The 14,567-nt window shown below is 72.1% G+C and carries 13 protein-coding genes; 9 read left to right on the forward strand and 4 right to left on the reverse strand.

All coding sequences use genetic code 11. From position 1 onward, the window contains the following. Positions 1–472 precede the first annotated feature (472 nt). The 6 genes from ACFWP3_RS06620 (at position 473) to ACFWP3_RS06645 (ending at position 8,689) form a co-directional block, all read left to right on the forward strand. On the forward strand, positions 473–1,462 hold the full coding sequence (locus ACFWP3_RS06620) for a hypothetical protein (RefSeq protein WP_384216832.1): 990 nt from the start codon (positions 473–475) through the stop codon (positions 1,460–1,462). Positions 1,463–1,741: 279 nt separating this feature from the next. Beyond that, a complete protein-coding gene (locus ACFWP3_RS06625; protein WP_023548893.1) occupies positions 1,742–1,957 on the forward strand; it encodes a type II toxin-antitoxin system VapB family antitoxin in 216 nt (71 codons plus the stop codon). Next, a complete protein-coding gene (locus ACFWP3_RS06630) occupies positions 1,954–2,376 on the forward strand; it encodes a PIN domain nuclease (RefSeq protein WP_384216835.1) in 423 nt (140 codons plus the stop codon). Before ACFWP3_RS06625 ends, ACFWP3_RS06630 begins: the two co-directional genes overlap by 4 nt. A 185-nt stretch (positions 2,377–2,561) precedes the next feature. Further along, positions 2,562–3,341 carry a hypothetical protein gene (locus tag ACFWP3_RS06635; RefSeq protein WP_384216837.1) on the forward strand — a complete coding sequence of 260 codons (780 nt, stop codon included), beginning with the start codon at positions 2,562–2,564 and terminating at the stop codon, positions 3,339–3,341. A 139-nt stretch (positions 3,342–3,480) separates the two neighbouring features. Continuing rightward, entirely contained in the window at positions 3,481–6,891 is a 3,411-nt protein-coding gene (locus tag ACFWP3_RS06640) for a molybdopterin-dependent oxidoreductase (RefSeq protein ID WP_384216839.1), read from the forward strand. Positions 6,892–6,982: 91 nt separating this feature from the next. After that, complete coding sequence (locus ACFWP3_RS06645) at positions 6,983–8,689, forward strand: aspartate:alanine exchanger family transporter (RefSeq protein ID WP_384216841.1); 1,707 nt, start codon at positions 6,983–6,985, stop codon at positions 8,687–8,689. Positions 8,690–8,708: 19 nt separating this feature from the next. Here ACFWP3_RS06645 and ACFWP3_RS06650 read toward each other — a convergent pair whose 3' ends face one another. After that, positions 8,709–9,050 (reverse strand): DoxX family protein, encoded by a 342-nt coding sequence (locus ACFWP3_RS06650; RefSeq protein ID WP_384216843.1) that lies wholly within the window; start codon positions 9,048–9,050, stop codon positions 8,709–8,711. Positions 9,051–9,211: 161 nt separating this feature from the next. Beyond that, positions 9,212–10,678 carry a helix-turn-helix domain-containing protein gene (locus ACFWP3_RS06655; RefSeq protein WP_384216845.1) on the reverse strand — a complete coding sequence of 489 codons (1,467 nt, stop codon included), beginning with the start codon at positions 10,676–10,678 and terminating at the stop codon, positions 9,212–9,214. Positions 10,679–10,958: 280 nt separating this feature from the next. Between ACFWP3_RS06655 and ACFWP3_RS06660 the strand changes: the two genes are divergently transcribed. Next, positions 10,959–11,405 (forward strand): molybdopterin-dependent oxidoreductase, encoded by a 447-nt coding sequence (locus ACFWP3_RS06660; RefSeq protein WP_384216847.1) that lies wholly within the window; start codon positions 10,959–10,961, stop codon positions 11,403–11,405. A 91-nt stretch (positions 11,406–11,496) separates the two neighbouring features. On the opposite strand, the gene ACFWP3_RS06665 is transcribed toward ACFWP3_RS06660, so the two are convergent. Continuing rightward, positions 11,497–12,309: a VOC family protein gene (locus ACFWP3_RS06665; RefSeq protein ID WP_384216849.1), complete on the reverse strand. Its 813-nt coding sequence runs from the start codon at positions 12,307–12,309 to the stop codon at positions 11,497–11,499. A gap of 112 nt (positions 12,310–12,421) precedes the next feature. Between ACFWP3_RS06665 and ACFWP3_RS06670 the strand changes: the two genes are divergently transcribed. Further along, positions 12,422–13,018, forward strand: a complete 597-nt coding sequence (locus tag ACFWP3_RS06670; protein ID WP_384216851.1) for an HhH-GPD-type base excision DNA repair protein — start codon at positions 12,422–12,424, stop codon at positions 13,016–13,018. Between the two features lie 99 nt (positions 13,019–13,117). Then, positions 13,118–13,591 (forward strand): cupin domain-containing protein, encoded by a 474-nt coding sequence (locus tag ACFWP3_RS06675; RefSeq protein ID WP_384216853.1) that lies wholly within the window; start codon positions 13,118–13,120, stop codon positions 13,589–13,591. On the opposite strand, the gene opcA is transcribed toward ACFWP3_RS06675, so the two are convergent. Beyond that, positions 13,540–14,472 carry a glucose-6-phosphate dehydrogenase assembly protein OpcA gene (gene opcA, locus ACFWP3_RS06680; protein ID WP_384216855.1) on the reverse strand — a complete coding sequence of 311 codons (933 nt, stop codon included), beginning with the start codon at positions 14,470–14,472 and terminating at the stop codon, positions 13,540–13,542. The two genes, ACFWP3_RS06675 and opcA, sit on opposite strands and share 52 nt — an antisense overlap. Between the last annotated feature and the right edge of the window lie 95 nt (positions 14,473–14,567).

Raw genomic sequence — 14,567 nt, forward strand, 5'->3', positions numbered from 1 at the left:
GATAGGGGACGGGCCCTCATCGCTCGCCGAGGTGAGCGACGTGAAGCATCAGGTCGGCCGGGACCGGGCTGTTGGCTCACGCGAGGCACGTTGGCACCCGCAGGCTGTCTCAAGGCCATTCCCCAGAGGAGGCCGCCGGCCTTGTCGACGGTGTCCCTATGGATACGGCTGGTGAGGTGCTGCTGACGGCGCATCCCGGCGATCACTGTGTTCACCGCAGCGCGGGCAGTAACCAGACGTGCGCCCGTAGCGGCTGGCGTACCAGGCCGCAGCGGGTTCCGGGGGGCCGCAGTCGCTCTGCGCCGCAGGCCGGGCGAAATCTGTCGACTGCAGATAGTCATGTGCCGAATATTTTGGCGCCGTCAAACCTAGTTCACTCAATGGGGCTGGATCTCAGTAAAAATCTCCGAAGTGCAGCCGCCACGCCTCATGATTTTCCGTAGGCCCGACTTGGCGGCACGAGAGGAAAACCATGCGCGATGTCTTCACTCTCATCACGGAGCGAGTTCTGCGCGAGATCGGCGGGGATCCCATCTGCGCACATGTCGGCGATGTTCAAGCGTGCGCCATCAAGATCCATCCCACATATCAAGTACTGCGCGGGAAAGTTCAACTTGGTCGATCGAAATCCGTAGCCAGTTTGCGCCTCTGGGAGTCGGTGTGCACTTTGGCGAAAGAGAGCACTCGCCGGGATCGGGAGAAATGGCTGATGATCCTATTGGACCTCCTGACTCCCTACTTTAAGGGATGGTCGAAAGAGTTGGCGCAAAAATGGCGTTACGAGGTCTCTGACATCAGGTCTGCGATGGTAGAGGGCGCCTTGGAAGCATGGTTTTCCATGGCCGGCAGTACGCCTCCCAAGAAGCTCCTGGACACCATGATGGTTCGCGCGTTCACCAGCGCTCGCGGCCTGGTGGAAGCCGGAAGCTCGGAAACGTGTGCGCCAACCGCGGAGTTTTTGATTGCCGATTCCACACATGAGCAAGATTCCACGCTGCCCTCATCATCGATTATTGACGTAGGCACGGTGCGGGATCCGGATGCCGATGAGAGAATTCGCGGTGAGCGGACAGGAGCCTTGCTGCAGCGAATGGGGGCCATGGACCACGCCAAGGCCCTTCACCGCAAACTTCGCAGCGGCTTTCGCGATGAGTCAGATGCCCCGTGCATTACTCCCGCACAGGTTGGGCGATCCTGGGTGGACGGGAAGAACCTCTACTATCGAATTTCCGATCTCCTGCCGAAACATATCGGCTTCAGTGAGGCCGCCAACGCTATCGGCCTTTCAGAATCACAAGCATCGAGGATGGCCAGGAAAGGCTCCCTCCCCTTTAGGGTACTCTGGATTGGCAATAGCCGAGTCGTGTTGGTCAAGTCGCTTATGCACATCTCGGGAATCCAGGATTCCATCGTACATCCCGACGATGTGGAGAATGGCGCCTCTCATGTCGGCGGCGAATAGAGAGTCGATGCTTTCGCTGCCAAGGTGTCCCCACACGCGGGGTGCGTGGCACGCTTGTTGCCCACCATTCCGTCTGCCCTGCTGAGGTGCTAGGGCACCCGGGGCTCTGGACGACCGCACGCCCAGGCCTCGACGTGCCGGCCAACCGACCGCTCACGCCATCCAGCAGCGCCTGCGCCGCCGTCACGGTCGGGTACATCGCCCGAGGCGCCCGACGACACCCACGCAAGGTGCCTCGCGAGATATACTTGGCCCCACATCTGATATCAGGAGGCACACATGAGTCGGACGGTCATCGACCTGGACGACGACCTGGTCGCCGATGTGGCGAAGGCCCTTGGGACGAGCACCAAGAAGGAGACCGTCAACACCGCCCTTCGCGAGGTGCTGGAGAGTCGGCGTCGTGCCCTGGCTCTCGCGCGGCTGCGGGCCGCGGCGGGCGACGGCGCATTCGATCTGGAACTGTTCGAGAACAAGGAGAACTACCGCCGGTGAACTCGGCCCAGTTTCTGATCGACACCAGCGCGCTCGCGCGCTTCATGCGCAGCGAAGCAGAGCAGTACGGCTGGGACCAGGCCGCCGCAGCTGGACTCATCGCGACCTGTCCGATCACCGAGCTCGAGTTCTTCTACAGCGCCAGGTCAGCTGCCGACCGGGCACGAGGCATCGAGGACATGCGGCTGATCTTCGGCTGGGTTTCCGTCGACGACCGCGCCTACGACCGAGCCTGGCAGGTCCAGGAAGCCCTCACCAAGCAGGGAAAGCACCGAAGTGCCGGAGCTGTCGACCTGGTCGTCGCCGCGACAGCTGAGCTGCAGGGGCTCACCCTGCTCCATCGCGATCACGACTTCGAGTGCATCGCCGCGGTGACCGGGCAAGCCCTTCAGTGGTACGGCCCAGAACACGGCAAGTAGGTCCGCCGGCACCTCACCGGGCGCGATGTCGAAGAGCCCCGCTGCTTGCGGGGCTCTTCGCGTTACGCGTTCTCAGTTCACCGGCTCGGGTCCCGTCCTCGCTGTCCGTCCGCCAGTCCGCTGGGCTTGCCACGCACTGGGGTGGAGGGTCGGCCGACGGCGCGATGCCCTGATGGGCGGCGTCGTTGTTCCCGGCACTGATCTGGGCGGTCCTGGCGCTGTCCGTCGGCTTCTCGGTGCGGCGCGGTGGTGTGGGCGCCGGGCCGTGGGCGGGCGCGGCGCTGCTGTCGGGCGGCGTGTTCCTGGCGGGCGTCCAGGCATCCATCGTGCGCGCCAACCTGGACCGGGCCGAATGGCGCGACGCCGGCTCCGTGGGTAGCGCAATCGCGGCCACGGCGGCGGCCGCGACGGCAGCCGGCGTGCTCAGGTGGCTGGCGGGGCGTCGTGGGGCCACCCCGGCCTCCGGCGAGGAGACCGGCGGCGCGCCGCGGATGGAGATCCCCGAGGGGGAACGGTTCGTCTGGCTTTCCCGTGCGACGAACCCGTGGCTCCAGCTGACCGCCGCCCTCACCGGCCTCGTGGCCGCAGCCGGGCTGATCGACCTGCGGTGGGCGCTGATCGCACCGTTCGCGATCGCCTCGATCCTCGTGCTCTTCTGCTCTTCCGTGCAGGCCCGGGTGACGGAGAAGGGGCTGGACGTGGCCTTCGGACCGCTCGGCCGGCCCGTACGCCACTGGGCCGCCCAGGACATCGAATCGGCGCGGGCGGAGTCACGGACACCTGCGCAGGTCGGCGGTTGGGGCTACCGGCTCAGCGGCCTGGGAACGGCGGTGATGCTCCGGACCGGCGAATGCCTGGTCATCCGCCCCCGCACAGGTTCGGAGTTCGCCGTCAGCGTCGACGACGCCGAGCGCGGCGCCGCACTGATCAACTCCCTCTCCGCCCGGCGCGTCGGCCTGCGGTGACTGCGGCGCCGCCGACCGGCCGGGTCGGCGCGGGGGTCTTCGGGCCTCGGGATGCGGGACGAGTGGCCGGGGAAATGATCGATCGAACGGCGTCCAATGGAGGGTGCGGCGACGAGGCCGCCGGCGTCGGGAGGTCCCAGTGGCGGTCGAGGAGAAGCGCGGGTTCTGCACCCTGTGCAAGTCGCGGTGCGGAGCGGTCTACACCGTCGAGGACGGCCGGCTCACCGGCGTGCGGCCCGATCCGGAGCATCCCACCGGGGCCGCCATGTGCCCGAAGGGGCGCTCCGCACCCGAGATCGCGCACAGCACCCGCCGGCTGACCACGCCCCTGCGCCGTACGCGCCCCAAGTCGGACCCCGACCCGGGCTGGGAGCCGATCTCCTGGGACGAGGCGATGGGGGAGATCGCCGGGCGGATCGGGCGGATCGCCGAGGAGAGCGGGCCCGAGGCGGTGGCCTTCGCGGTGGCCACGCCCTCGGGGACGATGGTGTCGGACGCGACCGAGTGGATCGAGCGCTTCGTGCGCCACTTCGGCAGCCCGAACACCGTGTACAGCGCGGAGATCTGCAACTGGCACAAGGACTTCGCGCACGCCTTCACCTTCGGCTCGCCCCTCCCGCCGCCCGACTACGCGCACGCCGGCCTCGCCCTGCTGTGGGGCTTCAACCCGGCCAAGACCTGGCTGTCGCAGTCGGCCGCCGTGTCCGCCGCGCAGGCGGCCGGCATGAAGCTGGCGGTGGTGGACCCGCGGCGGTCCACCAGCGCGCTGCGCGCCGACCACTGGCTGCGGGTGCGGCCGGGCACGGACGCGGCGCTCGCGCTGGGCCTGGCGAACCTGCTGATCGAGAACGGCACCTACGACGAGGAGTTCGTACGGGCCTGGACCAATGCCCCGCTGCTCGTGCGCGCCGACACCGGGCGGTTCCTGCGGGCCGGGGAGCTCCCCGGGGAAGGGGGCGCGGGCCCGGAGGGGTTCGTCGTCTGGGACGAGGAGGGCGGGGTGCCCGAGGCGTACGACACCGGGCGGGCCGCCCGGCGGCCCGGGCGGTTCGCGCTGACCGGGGTGCGCCGGGTGGTGACGCGTACGGGCGGGGCCGTCGACTGCGTCCCGGCCTTCCAGCGGTACGCGGACGCCTGCGCTCGGTGGCCCGCCGACCGGGTGGCGCGTACGACGTGGATTCCCGAGCGGGAGATCCGGGCACTGGCGGCGGAGATCGGCGCGGCGGGCTCGGTGACGTACTACGGGTGGACCGGGGTCGGCCAGAGCGGGAACGCGGCCCAGACCGAGCGCGCGCTGGCCACGCTGTACGCGCTGACCGGGTCCTACGACACCCGGGGCGGCAACCACGTCGTGCCCCCGCCCCCGTACAACGCGGCGGCCTCCCCCGACCAGTTCCCGCCCGGCCAGCGGGCCAAGGCGCTCGGCCTGGACAAGCACCCGCTGGGACCGCCCGCCCTCGGCTACGTCAACGCCGGCGACCTGTGCCGCGCCATCGAGGAGCACGAGCCCTACCCGGTGCGGGCGTTGATCGGCTTCGGGTCGAACCTGGTGGTGGCCCAGCCCGATTCGGACCGGGTGGCGCGGGCGCTGCGGCAGCTGGAGTTCCAGGTCCACCTCGACCTGTTCGCCAACCCGACCAGCGCCAGCGCCGACATCGTGCTGCCGGTCAGCAGCGCCTACGAGCACGAGGCCCTGCGCTTCGGCTTCGAGATCGGGCACCGCGCCCAGGAGCAGGTGCAGCTGCGGCCGCGCCTGGTCGAGCCGGTGGGCGCGGCGCGGTCCGACACCGAGGTCGTCTTCGACCTCGCCCGCCGCCTCGGCATGGGCGGGCTGTTCTTCGACGGGGACGTCGAGGCGGCCTGGAACTGGCAGCTGGAGCCGCTCGGCCTGACCGTCGGGGAGCTGCGCGAGCGTCCCGGCGGGGTGCGGGTGCCCCGGCCGCCCGCCTACCGCAAGTACGCCGCGCAGACCGACGGCCACGGCACGGTGGCCGGGTTCGGCACGCCGACCCGCCGCGTCGAGCTGTACTCGGAGCGGCTGCTGGAGCACGGCTACCCGGCCGTTCCCGAACACCGCGACCCCGCCCCCACCGACCCCGCCTTCCCGCTCGTGCTGACCTGCGCCAAGCACGGCTCCTTCGTCCACAGCCAGCACCGCGGGCTGACCTCGCTGCGCCGCCGCGCCACCGACCCGTGCGTGGACATGAGCCCGCGGGCGGCCGCCGTACGGGGCATCGCCGAGGGCCAGTGGGTGGAGCTGTCCACCCGGCTGGGCAGCATCCGCCTGCGGGCCCGCTTCGACGAGTCGCTGCACCCGTCGGTGGTGGTCGGCGAGTACGGCTGGTGGCAGGAGGCCGCCGACCTGGCGCTGCCCGGCGCCGACCCGCTCGCCGCCACCGGCAGCAACCTCAACCGGCTCGTCGGCCACGACGGCGCCGACCCGCTGAGCGGGTCCGTGCCGCTGCGCTCCGCGGTGTGCGAGATCCGCCCGGCGCCCGGCGACGGCACCTGGACCGGCACCCGCCCGTTCACCGTCACCGCCGTGGCCGCCGAGGGCCCCGGCATCCGCACGCTGCGCCTGGAGCCCGCCGACGGCGGCCCCCTGCCCGACTACCGTCCCGGCCAGCACCTGACCGTGCACGCCCAGGACCCCTCCGGCCCGGCGGGGGATCCGGCGGACGGGCGCAGCTACTCGCTCACCGGCCCCGCCACCGAGGCCGGCCGCTGCGCCTACCACCTCGCCGTACGCCGCGTCCCCGACGGCGCCTTCTCCACGTACGTGCACGAGCGGCTCGGGGTCGGCGACCGGCTGCACCTCACCGCCCCCCGCGGTGTCTTCCGCATCCCCACGCACACCGACACCCCCGTCGTGCTGCTCGCGGGCGGCATCGGGATCACCCCGTTCCTCGGCTACCTGGAGACGCTCGAGCGGACCGGCGGCACCGTCCCCGAGGTCGTCCTGCACCACGGCAACGACAGCTCGGCCGACCACCCCTTCCGGGACCGGCTGCGCGCACTCGAAGAACGCGTCGGGGCGTTGCGGATCATCGACCACTACGCGAACCCGGCCGAGGGCGACGTACCCGGCCGGGACCACGACCGCCGCGGCTTCGTGACGGCCGAAGACATCGCCCCCGAACTGATCGCCCGCCGTGCCCGCTTCTACCTCTGCGGCCCCGGGCCGATGATCGACTCGCTGACCGCGGGGCTGAAGGCGCGGGGCGTGCCCGGCTTCGAGATCTTCAGCGAGCGGTTCCGGGCCGAGCGGCGGGAGGTCGCCGTCCCGGACGACGCGGCCTTCACCGTGCGCTTCGCCCGCTCCGGCCGCGAGCTCACCTGGCGCAAGACGGACGGCACCCTCCTCTCCCTCGCCGAGCGGGCTGGCCTCGCGCTGCCCAGCGGCTGCCGCGTCGGGCAGTGCGAGAGCTGTGCCTGCGCCGTCCTCGCGGGCGAGGCCGCCCATCTGGTCGCGCCGTCCGAGGACCTCCCCGACAGCGAGGTCCTGACCTGCCAGTCCGTCCCGGCGTCCGACCTCGTCCTGGACGCCTGAACCGGCCGGCCGCGCCCGCGCCCGCAATGCGGGACCCCGGCACCTCGCCTAGCGTTTTCGCAGGCGGCCGCGGTCTGAGGCAGGAGAGCGGATGGAGTGGTTCAGGGCGAACGTCTTCCTGCCCTATCCGGAACTGCTGATCTTCCTGACCATCGCCGCCGGCTTCCTGCTCGGGCGGCTGCGCTACCGCTCCGTCGCCCTCGGCGCGGTCACCGGATGCCTCATCGCCGGGCTGGTCATCGGCTCCCAGGCCAAGGTGGAGATCGACGGGCCGATCAAGTCGGTCTTCTTCCTGATGTTCCTCTTCGCCCTGGGCTACGACGTGGGCCCGCAGTTCTTCCGCGCCCTGCGCAAGGACGGCCTCCCCCAGGTCGTCCTCGCCGCGATCGTCTGCATCAGCGGGCTCGCCGTGGCCTGGGCCTTCGCCACCCTGGCCGGCTACGGGCCCGGGCTCTCCGCCGGGCTGCTCGGCGGCGGGCTCACCCAGTCGGCGGTGATCGGCGTCGCCTCGGACGCGATCTCCCGCCTCCCCGGCCTCGGCCCCGCCCAGGCCCGCGACGAATCCCATCTGGTCGCCGTCGCCTACGCGGTCACCTACCCCCTCGGTACGGTCCTGCCCGCCCTGCTGCTCGCGGGGGTGCTGCCGCGCCTCGTCCGCAAGGACCTCGCGGCCGAGAGCGCCGTACTGGCCGCCGACCTGGAGGCGGCGGAGGAGGATCCCGATGCCGGGGAGGGCTACTACAAGCACGTGCTGCGCGCCTACGACGTGGACGTCCCGCGCTTCGCGGGCCGCACGATCGGGGAGTTCGAGGCCGACCAGAAGGCCGCCGGGCGGCGCCTGTACATCACCCGGCTGCGCCGCGCGGGCCGGATCCTCGAACACGATCCGGACACCCGGATCGAGCTCGGCGACACCCTGGCGATCAGCGCGGTCCGCGGGGACCTCGTCGCGTACGACGCCCGCAGCCACATCGGGATGGAGACCGACGACAGCGAACTGCTCGGCTACCGCACCGAGTCGCTGCACGTGGTCGTGACGGGCCGGCGCGGTGCGGGCGGCGCCCGCACCATCCGCACCCTGCGGCACGAGGAGTTCATGCCGGGCGTGTTCATCGAGGGCCACTGGCGGGCCGGCGTCGACCTGCGGGTGCGCCTGGACAACACCGTCGAGCGCGGCGACACCCTGGTCCTGACCGGGCCCCGGGAGCGGGTCGACGCGGCCGCCGCGGAGCTCGGCACGCCGGTGCCGACCAGCTTCGCCACCGACATGGTGTGGATCGCCCTCGGGCTCTTCCTCGGCGGCTGCCTGGGCATCCCCGCCCTGCGCGCGGCGGGCGCCCCGCTGTCGCTGTCGACCTCGACCGGAGCCCTGCTGATGGGCCTGGTCTTCGGCTGGGTGCGCAGCAAGTACCCGACGTACGGGAACCTGCCCTCCGCCGCGCAGTGGCTCATGGGCACGCTCGGCCTCTGCGTGTTCGTCACCATCGTCGGCCTCAACGCGGGCCCCAGCTTCGTCCCCGGCCTGCGCCAGGCCGGGTGGCCGCTGCTGCTGTGGGGCGCGGTCGTCACCACGCTGCCGCTGCTGGCCGGCTTCCTCTACGGGCACTTCGTGCAGCGGCTGCCGCTGCCGATCCTGCTCGGCGCCCTGGCCGGGGCGCAGACCACCACGGCCGCGCTCGGCGCCCTCGCCGAGCGGGCCCGCAGCCAGATCCCGGCCCTCGGCACCACGGTCCCGTACGCCCTCGGCAACGTGCTGCTGACGATGTGGGGCTCGGTGATCGTCCTGCTCCGGCGGTGACCCGCCGTCCCCGGGGCCGTCAGAAGCCGAGGGCGAGGGCGGCCACGGCCGGGGCGGCGTACAGGAGCGGGAAGGGGAGGTGCCCGTAGGAGCGGGCGCGCAGGACCGTGAGGGCGGCTCCGGTGAAGTAGAGGGTGATGCCGACAGCGGCGGCGATTCCTATCGCGGGGACGAACAGGCCGACGACGAGACCGGCCGCGCCCGCCGCCTTGGCGACGCCGAGCCAGGTCCACCACGAGGCCGGGACCCCGTACGCGGCGAGGGGCTCGACGACCCACTTGGCGCGGAGGAAGACCGAGACGGCCGAGAAGCCGGCCATGAAGGCGCCGACGAGGGTGAGGACTACGGCGGTGGTGGACATGGGGTTCGCTCCCTTGGCAGGTCCTGACGGGTGCCGGGCGCGCAGTGCGGTGATTCGGTGTGGTGCGCTGCTGCCCGGCCTTCACTCCACTGACCCGCCCCGCCGCGCGGATGTGACGGCCCGCCGGAAAAACTTCCCGGAGCCCGCTACAGGCAGCGCGGCTAGAGGCAGCGCAGCGCCGCGTAGAGGTCGAGCTTGTGGTCCAGGCGGGACAGGTCGCGGCCCGTCAGGACCTGCACCCGTTCGATCCGGTAGTGCACGGTGTTCACGTGCAGGTGGAGGGCCTCCGCCGTGCGCGCCCAGGAGCAGTTGTTGGCCAGGAAGACCTCAAGGGTCTCGCGCAGCATCCCGTCCCCGAGCGCCCCCAGCGTCCGCGCCCCGAACACCTGGCGCACCTCGGGCGGCACCCCGGCGAGGAGTTCCGCGAGGGTGCCCAGCTGCTCGACCGCGCGCACCGGCACCTCCTGGTCCGTCGCCGTCAGGGCGAACCGGGCCTGGCTCAGCGAGGCCCGCAGCCCCTCCGCCCCGTCCGCCCGCCCGGTCCGCGCTCCCGCGCCCAGCCGCAGGTCCGCCTCCGGGCCCCCGCAGGCCCGCAGCAGCGGCCACAGGGAGCGGAGCCGGTCCGCGGGTCCGGTTCCCGCGTCCGGGTCCTCGTACAGCACCGCCGCCGTACGGCCCGCCGCGTACGGGACCCCGTCCAGGTGCTCCAGCGCTTCGGCCAGGGCCTCGCCCGAGGTGGCCGCCAGCGCGCGGTACCCGCCGCCGGCCGGGAGGCCCGCGGCGGCCAGCGCCTCCTCCAGGGCCCCCGGGTCGGCCGGTCCGGGCTCCTCCAGCAGGGCGATCAGCTCCTGGCCCGCCGCCCGCGCCTGGGCGGCCCGCCGGTTCTGCCCGTCGCGGTAGCGCGCGAAGACCTCGGCGATCTCGTGGAGCACGCGCGGCGGCGCGGCGTCCGGGTCGGGCAGGAACAGCCGCCAGGCGTCGTACGGGGAGCTCTCGGCCTCGATGCCCAGCGCTATCCCCTCGCGCCCGGACACGGCCACGGCCCGCTCGGCGGGGAGCACGGGTGCGGACGGGGTACGGGCCACCGTGCGGCCGCTCGCGGTGAGCAGGTAGCCGCTGACCCGGCCCAGGTGCGCGCAGGACCGGTCGAGCAGTTCGGCGGCCCCGGCCCCGCCCTCGAGCAGCCGGCTGAGCTCGCCGCGCACGTTCTCGGGGAGGGCGAAGGTGCGGGTCGGACGCCGGCTGAGGTCGCCCCAGTGCCGCAGGTACACCGCCTCGGTCACGGCGCGGAAGCTGGTGCGCGCGGGGACGGCCACGATCGGGACCCGGTGGGCCCGGCAGGCGGCGACGAGAGCGTCGGGCACCCGGCCGTGGGTCTCCTCGCCGGCCAGCAGCGCGGTGGCCCCGGCCCCGGCGAGCGCGGCGACGAACCGGTCCGCCTTGGCCAGGTCGCCCTCCGACCACCACACCAGCCCGCTCAGGACCAGCTCGCCGGGGCCCAGGAAGCGGCCCGGGTCCTCCAGGTCGGTGGCGGTGACCCCGCTGATGTCCTGGCCGAGAAGGGTGTCCTCGCCCCAGAGCAGGGTGAGGCCGAGGCTGTCGGACTGGAGCAGGTCGAGGACGTGCACGGCAGGGTCTCCTTGCGATGGGTGGCAGCCCGCATTCGCGAGGTTGATCGGGCGATGGCCATCGTAAATGCAAGGTCAGACTGGTCCCTTGCCTCCTGGTTGATCCTCCAGTGCGGACCACCCCGGGCCCATGCCCTTCCGCGTCCGAGACCAGCCCCCTCCCCGGCCCCCCTTGGGTGCCAGGTGGAAATGACCAAAACCCACGCACCTGCGGCTCATACCATGCTCTTAACATCGCAGATGAGGTTCCGGACGGCCGAGCCCCGGGCATGACGTACACATGGCCAAACTGATGCTGCACGGAGACCTGGACCACCCGGCGACCCTGAGCGTCGCGGACCTGCGGGAATGGGCACAGCACCGGGCCGCGGTCACCTTCGACTGCGCGACGAACGGTCCGCAGCACCACGTGTTCGAGGGCCCGTTGCTGCGCGACGTCATCGCGGACGCGGGTCCCGCGTTCGACGCCCGGCGGCGGAAGGACAGGAGCCGCTTCCTGATCGCGATCAGCGGCGGGGACGGGCACCACTCCGTCCTGTCCTGGGCCGAGCTCGACGCCGACTTCGGCGACAGCCCCGTCCTGCTGGCCACCCGGCTCGACGGGGAGGACCTCGACGAGGCGGGCAGCCAGCTGGTCGTGCCCTCGGACCGGTGCGGGGCGCGCTACGTCAGCGCCGTCACCCACGTGTGGTTCGGCGCGCTCACGGCGCCGGGGGCCGGGATGTGACCAGGCGGTCCTGAGCGAGCCGTTCCGGACCCCGGAACGGTGACGTCCGCGCGGCCGGACGGGCCGCACGGACGTGACGGTATGCGGTGGTTCAGACGAAGTCCGGCATCTCCCCGACCGTCGTCGACATGTCGATCACGGCGAAGGCCGCGCCCTGCTGGTCCGTCAGCGCCGCGAAACGGCCGAACGGGCTGTCCATCGGGCCGGAGACCAGCTGCCCGCCGTGCTTCTTCGCCTTCTCGACCGCCTCGTCGCAGTTCGGGACGCCGAAGTACACCTGGACGTACGAGGGGACCTCCGGCGGGAACTCGTCGCCCATCTTCATCCGGCCCAGCACCGGATTCTCCGGACCGCCGACGCTGTAGACCTTGAAGTCCATGCCGGCCGCCTCCGGGTCGTCGCCCGCGTCCATCTGCTGGGTGCTGTACGGGAACACCGCCGGAAGGAAGCCGTCCGGCTTGTCGGGCTCACGGGTGTAGAGCTCCGCCCAGGCGTACGCGCCCGCCTCGCCCATCTTCTCGAAGCCCTTGTGGTCACCCGGCTGCCAGACGCCGAAGACCGCCCCGCTCGGCTCCTTCGCGATCAGCATCGAGCCGAAGCTGCCCACCTGCATCGGGCCCATCAGCACCTCGCCGCCGTTCGAGGTGACCTTCTCCGCCGTGGCCGCCACGTCCGGCGAGTGGAGGTACAGGCACCACTGCGACGGGGCGTCCGCCCCGGGCATCGGGGGCACCACGGCGGCGACGGCCTTCCCGTCGGAGTAGGCCTGCGTGTAGTTGCCGTACTCGCTGCTGGCCTCGCCGAAGGTCCAGCCCAGCACGTCGGCGTAGAAGGTCTTGGCGGCCTCCACGTCGGCGAACATCGCGTCCACCCAGCACGGCGCGCCTTCGGTGAACTCACCCATGATCGATCGACTCCTCGGACTCGGACTCGTACGCGTAACTGTCGTCGTATCCACGCTAGGCGCGCGGTGTGCCGACCGCGCGGGGAGCGCGCCCGCGCGCGAGGCTGGAGCCATGGACAAGGACATCACCATCCGGCTGGCACAGCAGCCGGAGGCCGACGCACTGCTCTCCCGGAGTCCGCTCGCCGCACTCGTCGGGATGCTGCTGGACCAGCAGGTGCCGATGGAGTGGGCCTTCTCCGGGCCCTGGACGATCGCCCAGCGGCTCGGCGCCGACGACCTGGACGCGCACGCCATCGCCGCGTACGACCCGGAGGCCTTCGCCGCCCTGCTCTCGGACAAGCCCGCCGTGCACCGCTACCCCGGGTCGATGGCGAAGCGGATCCAGCAGCTGTGCGCGTACCTCGTGGAGCACTACGACGGGGACGCCGAGGCCGTCTGGGCCGGTGTCGGGACGGGGCAGGAACTGCTGGCGCGGCTCAAGGCGCTGCCCGGCTTCGGCGAACAGAAGGCCCAGATCTTCCTCGCCCTGCTGGGCAAGCGGCTCGGCGTGCGGCCGAAGGGCTGGCGGGAGGCGGCGGGCGGCTACGGACCGGCGAACGTCTACCGCTCGGCGGCCGACATCACCGGCCCCGCGTCACTGGCCAAGGTGCGGGCGCACAAGCAGGAGATGAAGGCCGCGGCGAAGGCCGCGAAGAGCTCGGGCTGACGGGCGGGGGCAAGGCCGCGGGGCGCTCGTAATTGACCGGTCGGATCCGGGCTTGATTGACCCCTGAAGCCGGTCTATCCGGACTGTAGATTGATGGACATGACAGAGATCGCGACCCGCGCCGCCACCGCCGAAGCCATCCACGACGCCCCCGGCAGCCTCATCACGCTGCTCACGGACACCGCCGAACTCACCTGCAACACGGCCACCTTCGACGAGGGCGCGGCCGGGGCCCCGGTGCACTTCCACACCAAGGCCACCGAGTTCTTCCACGTCACCGCCGGCCGGCTCGACGTCCTGGTCGGCGACGAGGTCCACACCCTCGACGCCGGCGACTTCCTCGCCGTCCCGCCCGGCGTCAAGCACGCCTTCGCCCCCGCCGCCGGCCACACCGCGAGCGTGTTCGTCGGCTTCACCCCCGGCATGGGCCGCTTCGACTACTACCGCCTCCTCGGCCGGGTCAACGCGGGCGAGGCCACCGTGCAGGACATCAAGGACAGCTCCGCCACGTACGACAACCACTACGCGGAGAGCGCCGCCTGGAGCGGCCGCCGCCGCAGCGCGGAGCCGTAGGTCACGTCCGCGTCGAGGCGGCGCAGCTCCTCCGCGATCAGTTCGGCGCCGCTGCGGATCTTCAGGGCCACGCTGCGGTCGGGGCTCCCCGGCAGGACCAGCGTGGCCAGGGCGCCCGCGGGCCGGTCCACCCGGATCTCGCCGCCCGTGGTGCGCAGGGTGACCCGGGTGATCACCGGGCCCTCGCTCGCCACCCGGTCCACGGGCACGCCCAGCCGGTCCTCCAGCCAGCGCGCCAGCAGCTCGGCGCTCGCGTTGTCGGGCTCGCTCTCCACCGCCGCGCCGGTCACCGGCAGCGGCTTCTGGTCCAGGGCGGCCGCCAGCAGGGCCCGCCACGGCGTCAGCCGGGTCCAGGCCAGGTCGGTGTCGCCGGGCTGGTAGGCGGTGGCCCGCTCGTCCAGTACGCCGACCGGGTCGAAGGCCGCGGCCGCGTCCGTGATCCGGCGCTGCGCGAGCGCGCCCAGGGAGTCCCGCGCCACGTCGGCGGGGGCGTCGGCCGGCCACCACGCCACGACCGGCGCGTCCGGCACCAGCAGCGGCAGGACGACCGAACCGGCCTGCCCGGTCAGCTCCCCGTGCAGGCGCAGCACCAGGGTCTCCCCGGTGCCCGCGTCCGTGCCGACCCGCAGCTCGGCGTCGAGCCGGGTCGCGCGGAGCTTGTGCGAACCCCGCGAGGTCCGCTTGATCACCGTGATGACGCGGCAGGGGTGCTCGCGCGAGGCCTCGGAGGCGGCGCGCAGCGCGTCGTAGGCGTTCTCCTCGTCGGTGACGACGACGAGGGTGAGCACCAGCCCCGTGGTGGGGCTGCCTATCTCCCGGCGGGCTGCGAGCAGGGCCCGGTTGATCTTGCTGGACGTGGTGTCGGTCAGTTCGGTCCGCATGCCACGAGTCTGTCAGCGACCGACCGGTTTCCGTCACCCGGTGCGCTTGATTCCGCCCGGAGCAGGGGACCGGGCGGAGCAGGGGGCTGGGCGGA

It is taken from the genome of Streptomyces sp. NPDC058525, from assembly GCF_042719495.1.
Classification (GTDB): Bacteria; Actinomycetota; Actinomycetes; order Streptomycetales; family Streptomycetaceae; genus Streptomyces.

Coding starts and splice junctions, on each gene's coding strand:
- ACFWP3_RS06665 (WP_384216849.1), bottom strand. CDS start 12,309: ATGGGTGAGTTCACCGAAGGCGCGCCGTGCTGGGTGGACGCGATGTTC.
- ACFWP3_RS06675 (WP_384216853.1), top strand. CDS start 13,118: ATGACAGAGATCGCGACCCGCGCCGCCACCGCCGAAGCCATCCACGAC.
- ACFWP3_RS06645 (WP_384216841.1), top strand. CDS start 6,983: ATGGAGTGGTTCAGGGCGAACGTCTTCCTGCCCTATCCGGAACTGCTG.
- ACFWP3_RS06660 (WP_384216847.1), top strand. CDS start 10,959: ATGGCCAAACTGATGCTGCACGGAGACCTGGACCACCCGGCGACCCTG.
- opcA (WP_384216855.1), bottom strand. CDS start 14,472: ATGCGGACCGAACTGACCGACACCACGTCCAGCAAGATCAACCGGGCC.
- ACFWP3_RS06625 (WP_023548893.1), top strand. CDS start 1,742: ATGAGTCGGACGGTCATCGACCTGGACGACGACCTGGTCGCCGATGTG.
- ACFWP3_RS06650 (WP_384216843.1), bottom strand. CDS start 9,050: ATGTCCACCACCGCCGTAGTCCTCACCCTCGTCGGCGCCTTCATGGCC.
- ACFWP3_RS06670 (WP_384216851.1), top strand. CDS start 12,422: ATGGACAAGGACATCACCATCCGGCTGGCACAGCAGCCGGAGGCCGAC.
- ACFWP3_RS06620 (WP_384216832.1), top strand. CDS start 473: ATGCGCGATGTCTTCACTCTCATCACGGAGCGAGTTCTGCGCGAGATC.